Below are 6,865 nucleotides of genomic sequence, written 5' to 3'. Positions count from 1 at the left end.
TTCCGCCCCGAATATCGAGTGGCCTGAAAAGCCTGTCTGATGGCAGCCCTCCACCCGGAGGGCTTTTTGTTTGTTGTCTCATCCTCCTGCAAACGCTGTTTTATCGCACTTGTAGATTGCATGACTAAAAATGGTCGCACCCCTTAACCACGGAGTTAAACAGATGGGCGACTATCACCACGGCGTCGAGGTCATCGAGATTAACGATGGCACGCGCACCATTTCCACCGTCTCGACGGCCATTATTGGCATGGTCTGTACGGCCAGCGATGCTGACGACTCAACATTCCCGCTTAATGAGCCGGTGCTGATTACCAGCGTGCAAAACGCTATCGGTAAGGCCGGTAAACTTGGCACCCTGTCAAAATCCCTGCAGGCCATCGCCGACCAGTGCAAGCCGGTTGTTGTGGTTGTGCGCGTTGCCGAAGGTATCGCAGACCCGGACGACCCGGAAGCCGCGCAGAAAGAGACCATTTCCAACATCATCGGCACGACCGACGAAAACGGCAAATATACCGGGCTTAAAGCGCTGTTGACCGCCAAAACCGTCACCGGCGTCAAGCCTCGCATTCTCGGCGTGCCGGGGCTGGATTCTCAGGAAGTGGCGACCGCGCTCGCGGCGACCTGCCAGAGCCTGCGTGCGTTTGGCTATATCAGCGCGTGGGGCTGCAAAACCATTTCCGAAGCCATTGCCTACCGTAAGAATTTCAGCCAGCGCGAGCTGATGGTGATTCACCCTGATTTTCTGGCATGGGACACCACGGCGAACGAAACCGATATCGTATGGGCGACCGCTCGCGCATTAGGACTGCGCGCCAAAATCGACCAGGAGACCGGCTGGCACAAGACGCTGTCTAACGTCGGCGTGAATGGTGTCACTGGCGTCAGTGCTTCGGTCTCATGGGATTTGCAGGAGCAGGCCACCGACGCGAACCTGCTCAATCAGGCAGGTGTCACCACGCTTATTCGTAACGATGGTTTTAAATTCTGGGGTAACCGCACCTGCTCAGATGACCCGTTATTCGTGTTTGAGAACTATACCCGCACCGCTCAGGTGCTGGCCGATACGATGGCGGAAGCGCACGCGTGGGCGATTGATAAACCTGTCACCGCAACGCTTATCCGCGACATCGTCGCCGGTATCAATGCGAAATTCCGCGAGCTGAAAAACAACGGCTATATCGTTGACGGCACCTGCTGGTACGACCCGGAGTCAAACAGTGCGGAAACCCTCAAGGCGGGGAAACTGTATATCGATTACGACTACACCCCCGTCCCGCCGCTGGAAAACCTGACCCTGCGCCAGCGCATCACCGATACCTATCTGGCGAACCTGTCAGACTCGGTCAACAGCTAAGGAGCTCAGCACATGGCGTTACCACGCAAACTGAAATACCTGAACATGTTTAACGACGGTCTCAGCTATATGGGCGTCGTTGAATCCGTCACCCTGCCAAAGTTGACCCGCAAGCTTGAGAAATACCGTGGTGGCGGGATGCCCGGCTCGGTGTCTATTGACCTCGGGCTCGATGACGATGCGCTCGCGCTTGAGTGGACGCTCGGTGGTCTGCCTGATGTCGAGCTGTGGGCTCAGTACGCATCACCCGGCGCGGATAGCGTGCCGCTGCGTTTTACCGGCTCATTCCAGCGCGATGACACTGGCGCGATTTCTGCCGTCGAGGTTGTCATGCGTGGCCGTCACAAAGAGTACGACGGCGGCGAAAACAAACAGGGCGAAAGCGGCACGACCAAAATCTCGACCGAGTGCTCGTACTACCAGCTCACGATTGACGGCAAAGAAGTCATCGAGATTGACGTCATCAACATGGTGATGAAAGTCGATGGCGTCGACCGTCTGGCAGAACATCGTAAGGCTATCGGCCTGTAACCCCTTTACCGGTCAGTCAGGCTGGCCGGTCACTTAATTTTGAAGAGAGTGACATCATGGAAAACATCAACGAAACCGAAAACCCAAACATTGTGATCCTCGATAATCCCGTCATGCGCGGTGAGCAAAAAATCGAACAGGTGACGCTGACCAAACCCAACACAGGAACGTTACGCGGCGTGAGTCTGGCCGCACTGGCAAACTCTGACGTCGATGCGCTGATTAAGGTGCTGCCGCGTATGACGTACCCGGCGCTGACTGAGTCAGAAGTCATGAGGCTGGAAGCGTCAGACCTGATTTTGTTCGCCGGTAAGGTGGTCGGTTTTTTGTCGCCATCTTCGGCACGCTGACCTTCCCGGATAACCTCTCGGTCGATGACCTGATGGCGGATATCGCGGTAGTTTTTCACTGGCCGCCATCAGAGCTTTATTCCCTGAGCGTGACCGAGCTCATCACATGGCGCGAAAAGGCGCTGCAGCGAAGCGGACACCACCATGAGCAATAACGTCAGGATTGAGGTACTGCTGAACGCAGTAGACCGGGCAAGCCGACCGCTTAAAGCTATCCAGAATGCCAGCAAGACCCTTGCTGGCGATATCCGCACTTCTCAAAACAGCCTGCGCGATCTGAATGCGCAGGCGTCCCGAATTGACGGATTCAGGAAAGCGAGCGCACAGCTTGCCGTGACTGGTCAGTCGCTTGATAAAGCGAAACAGGAGGCTGCAGCACTGGCCGTCCAGTTTAAAAACACAGAAAACCCGACTAAAGCGCAGGCGCGCGCGATGGAGGCGGCAAAGAAATCCGCCGCTGACCTGCAGCTCAAATATAACGGGCTCAGGCAGTCGGTACAGCGCCAGCGCACCGAGCTCGCGCAGTCCGGGATAAACACCCGCACGCTGTCGGCAGACGAGCGACGCCTGAAAACCAGTATCAGCGAGACAACCGCACAGCTTAACCGGCAGCGTGAGGCGCTGGCGCGTGTCAGTGCGCAGCAGGCGAAACTAAGCCAGGTGAAAGAGCGATACAAATCAGGCAAGGAGCTTGCGGGAAATATGGCCGCTGCAGGTGCTGCCGGTGTTGGTATCGCTACTGCAGGAACGATGGCCGGGGTAAAATTGCTGATGCCTGGCTATTCGTTTGCACAGAAAAACGCAGAGCTGCAGGCGGTTCTCGGTGTAGAGAAACAGTCACCCGAAATGGAGGCGCTGCGCAAACAGGCGCGCCAGCTCGGTGACAATACCGCCGCGTCTGCAGACGATGCGGCAAGCGCTCAAATTATCATTGCGAAAAGCGGCGGGGATGCCGAGGCCATTCAGGCGGCGACGCCGGTTACACTGAATATGGCGCTTTCGAATCAGCGCTCAATGGAGGAAAACGCCGCCCTGCTGACGGGGATGAAATCAGCGTTTCAGCTTTCCAACGACCAGATCGCACACATCGGTGATGTTCTCTCAATGACGATGAACAAAACCGCTGCCGACTTTGACGGGCTGAGTGATGCGCTGACCTATGCCGCGCCGGTGGCGAAAAATGCCGGTGTCAGCATCGAGCAGACCGCCGCAATGGTCGGCGCATTGCACGATGCCAAAATTACCGGCTCGATGGCGGGAACGGGTAGCCGTGCAATCCTGAGCCGCCTGCAGGCACCGACCGGTAAAGCGTATGAAGCAATCAAAGAGCTCGGTGTCAAAACCTCTGACGACAAAGGAAACACGCGCCCGATATTTTCCATCCTGAAGGAAATGCAGCGCAGTTTTGAGAAAAACAATCTCGGTACCAGCCAGCGCGGCGAGTACATGAAAACCATCTTCGGTGAAGAGGCGAGTTCGGCGGCAGCGGTGCTGATGACCGCAGCGTCGACCGGCAAGCTCGACAAACTCACCGCGGCGTTTAAAGCCTCGGACGGGAAAACTGAGGAGCTGGTCAAAATCATGCAGGACAACCTCGGCGGCGACTTTAAAGAGTTTCAGTCCGCTTATGAGGCCGTGGGTACAGACCTGTTTGACCAGCAGGAGGGCGCACTGCGCAAACTCACGCAGACGGCCACACGATATGTTTTAAAACTCGATGGCTGGATCACACGCAATAAATCACTCGCGACCACTATCGGTGTTATTGCCGGTGGCGCACTGGCATTGATTGGCATTATCGGCGGAATTGGTCTGGTGGCGTGGCCGGTGGTGATGGGTATCAACGCGATTATCGCCGCAGCGGGTGTGCTGGGAACAGTTTTTACAGTTACAGGCGGCGCGATAGCGACAGCACTCGGGGCAATCAGTCTGCCGGTGGTAGCGGTCGCCGGTGCGGTGGTGGCCGGGGCGCTCCTGATACGCAAATACTGGGAGCCAATAAGCGCATTCTTTTCGGGCGTGGTGGAGGGACTTAAAGCGGCCTTTGCGCCGGTGGCGGAAATTTTCGCACCGCTCGCACCGGTATTCGATTCTTTCATGGATAAATTGCGCGGGGTCTGGCAGTGGTTTAAAGACCTGATCGCGCCGGTTAAGGCCACGCAGGATACTCTCGACAGTTGTAAAAATGCGGGTGTGATGTTCGGTAAAGTGCTGGCCGACGCACTGATGTTACCGCTCAAAAGTTTCAATAAATTGCGCAGCGGCGTTGACTGGTTACTGGAAAAGCTCGGGGTTATCAATAAAGAGTCGAGCGACCTTGACCAGAAGGCAGCAAAAGCCAGCGCCGCAACGGGCTCGCAAAACGAGCCATACATCAGACCAAGCGCGGCTTACGGTGGTTTTCATTGGTATCAGCCAGTTCCAGCTCCCGCCGGGAAGACTTACGTCGACCAGAGCAAGCCTGAATATAACATTCACCTGAATGGTGGTATCGCGCCGGGTAGCGACCTCGACCGCCAGCTCCGCGAGGCTGTCGATAAACTCGACCGGGAAAACCGTGCGCGTCAGCGCTCAAGTATGCGTCATGACTGAGGGGGATAAAGCATGTTAATGGTGTTAGGTTTATTTGTATTTGAACGCCGCACGCTGCCGCATCAGTCGATGCAGTATTCGAAGGACTACCGCTGGGCGTCAAATGACCGCATCGGAAAACCGCCGGCTTATCAGTATCTCGGGGAGGGCGAAACATCACGCACGCTTTCGGGCGTGCTGTACCCCGAAATCACCGGCGGACGTCTGTCACTGACAGCCATTGAGCTGATGGCCGATGAGGGCAGAGCGTGGCCGCTAATTGACGGTACGGGCATGATCCACGGCATGTATGTCATCGATAAAGTGACCCATACACACACCGAATTATTCAACGACGGCGCGGCAAGAAAAATCGAGTTTAGCCTTTCGCTGAAACGGGTCGATGAGTCGCTCGCGGCCATTTATGGCGACCTGAAAACGCAGGCTGACAATCTGGTGACGTCTGCCGGTAACTGGCTGGGAGGGCTGGCGGGGTGATTACAGGTATGAATATTCAGGCCGGGGCAAAGATAGCCCCGGCGTTTATGCTCAAGCAGGATAACGAAGATATTACGCAGGATTTTAGCGACCGGTTAATCAGCCTGACCATGACGGACAATCGCGGATTCGAGGCCGACCAACTCGATATCGAGCTCGATGATACCGACGGGCAAATCGCACTGCCCCCGCGCGGCGCAACGTTAACGCTGTGGCTGGGCTGGCAGGGTAGCGGCCTGATAAAAAAAGGCACTTTCACGGTCGATGAAATCGAGCACCGGGGTGCGCCTGATACGCTGACCATCCGGGGGCGCAGCGCTGATTTTCGCGGGTCGCTGAACTCCCGCAGGGAACAGTCATGGCACGACACCACGCTCGGCGTCATTGTTGAGACCATCGCGGCGCGCAATAAGCTGGAGGCCAGCGTGGCCGACACGCTGAAAGCGATCCCCGTCCCCCACATTGACCAGACTCAGGAATCCGACGCGGTGTTTCTGTCCCGTCTGGCTGACCGCAACGGTGCGTCAGTATCGGTGAAAGCGGGGAAACTGCTATTCCTGAAAGCCGGGAGCGGTAAGACGGCCAGTGGGAAATCCATTCCACAGATGACTCTTGAGCGCGGCGATGGCGATCATCATCAGTTTGCCATCGCTGACCGCAAAGCCTACACGGGCGTTACGGCGAAATGGCTTCACACCAAAGACCCGAAGCCACAGAAGCAGAAGGTGAAACTTAAGCGCAAGCCCAAAGAGCAGCACCTTCGAGCGCTGCAGCACCCGAAAGCGACCAAAGCCCCGGCAAAGACTAAAGCCAAAAAAGAGCAGGAAGCGCGCGAGGGTGAGTACATGGCCGGTGAAGCTGACAACGTGCTGGAATTGACGACGATTTACGCCACAAAGGCGCAGGCCATGCGAGCCGCTCAGGCAAAGTGGGACAAGCTGCAGCGCGGGGTTGCGGAGTTCTCAATCTCGCTGGCGATTGGCCGTGCTGATTTATTTCCTGAAATGCCGGTGGCGGTAAAAGGCTTTAAGCGCATCATAGACGAACAGGCTTGGATAATCAGCCGGGTGGTGCATAACCTTAACGGGAGCGGCTACACGACGGGCTTAGAGCTTGAGGTTAAGGTTTCGGATTTGGAATACACAACGGAGGAGATGGTAGAGGGGTGAGCTTCCAAAATGGTGAATTATTGGGTATCATTTATTCACCAAAGGTGAATTGAGGGTGTTGAATGTTCCATTGTCCGAAGTGCAAACATGCGGCTCATGCTCGCACAAGTCGATATCTGAGTGAAAACACCAAAGAACGGTATCATCAATGCACAAACATAAATTGCAGTTGTACCTTTGTGACAATGGAATCCGTGGAGAGATTTATTGTTACACCTGAGTGCGTAAATCCAGCGCCTCCGCATCCGCTGCCTACAGGTCAGCGTCAGTTATGGATGTAAAAGAACCCGCTTAGAGCGGGTTTTTTTACTTCACGAGGGCCATAATTCCAGACATCAACCGCCATTTCATCGCCACTACAAATTGAGTCAACAAAAAAGCCACTCATG

8 protein-coding genes are annotated in these 6,865 nt (G+C 55.7%); all 8 read left to right on the top strand.

Going from position 1 to position 6,865, the window contains the following annotated elements; all coding sequences use genetic code 11:
• Nucleotides 1–163: 163 nt before the first annotated feature.
• The 8 genes from M8370_RS22570 to M8370_RS22535 all read left to right on the top strand — a co-directional run bounded on the left by M8370_RS22570 (nucleotide 164) and on the right by M8370_RS22535 (nucleotide 6,757).
• Entirely contained in the window at nucleotides 164–1,357 is a 1,194-nt protein-coding gene (locus M8370_RS22570) for a phage tail sheath protein (protein ID WP_250021778.1), read from the top strand.
• 12 nt (nucleotides 1,358–1,369) lie between these two features.
• Nucleotides 1,370–1,888, top strand: a complete 519-nt coding sequence (locus M8370_RS22565) for a phage major tail tube protein (RefSeq protein ID WP_250021777.1) — start codon at nucleotides 1,370–1,372, stop codon at nucleotides 1,886–1,888.
• Nucleotides 1,889–1,944: 56 nt separating this feature from the next.
• Nucleotides 1,945–2,238, top strand: coding sequence for a phage tail assembly protein (locus tag M8370_RS22560; RefSeq protein WP_029883937.1), 294 nt, complete (start codon nucleotides 1,945–1,947; stop codon nucleotides 2,236–2,238).
• A 32-nt stretch (nucleotides 2,239–2,270) separates the two neighbouring features.
• On the top strand, nucleotides 2,271–2,393 hold the full coding sequence (locus M8370_RS22555) for a GpE family phage tail protein (RefSeq protein WP_436325027.1): 123 nt from the start codon (nucleotides 2,271–2,273) through the stop codon (nucleotides 2,391–2,393).
• The gene (locus M8370_RS22550; protein WP_250021776.1) at nucleotides 2,383–4,830 is read left to right on the top strand and encodes a phage tail tape measure protein; all 2,448 of its coding nucleotides are present in this window, start codon (nucleotides 2,383–2,385) and stop codon (nucleotides 4,828–4,830) included. The genes M8370_RS22555 and M8370_RS22550 overlap by 11 nt, the downstream gene beginning before the upstream one ends.
• A gap of 12 nt (nucleotides 4,831–4,842) precedes the next feature.
• Nucleotides 4,843–5,307 (top strand): phage tail protein, encoded by a 465-nt coding sequence (locus M8370_RS22545; RefSeq protein ID WP_029883057.1) that lies wholly within the window; start codon nucleotides 4,843–4,845, stop codon nucleotides 5,305–5,307.
• Nucleotides 5,304–6,476: a phage late control D family protein gene (locus tag M8370_RS22540; RefSeq protein WP_250021774.1), complete on the top strand. Its 1,173-nt coding sequence runs from the start codon at nucleotides 5,304–5,306 to the stop codon at nucleotides 6,474–6,476. Before M8370_RS22545 ends, M8370_RS22540 begins: the two co-directional genes overlap by 4 nt.
• A gap of 62 nt (nucleotides 6,477–6,538) precedes the next feature.
• Nucleotides 6,539–6,757 (top strand): DNA-binding transcriptional regulator, encoded by a 219-nt coding sequence (locus M8370_RS22535; protein WP_032618577.1) that lies wholly within the window; start codon nucleotides 6,539–6,541, stop codon nucleotides 6,755–6,757.
• Nucleotides 6,758–6,865 lie beyond the last annotated feature (108 nt).

This window comes from Enterobacter cloacae complex sp. OE43NF (assembly GCF_023544405.1).
Taxonomy (GTDB): Bacteria; Pseudomonadota; Gammaproteobacteria; order Enterobacterales; family Enterobacteriaceae; genus Enterobacter; species Enterobacter cloacae.
This window is presented reverse-complemented; position numbering and strand designations above follow the sequence as displayed.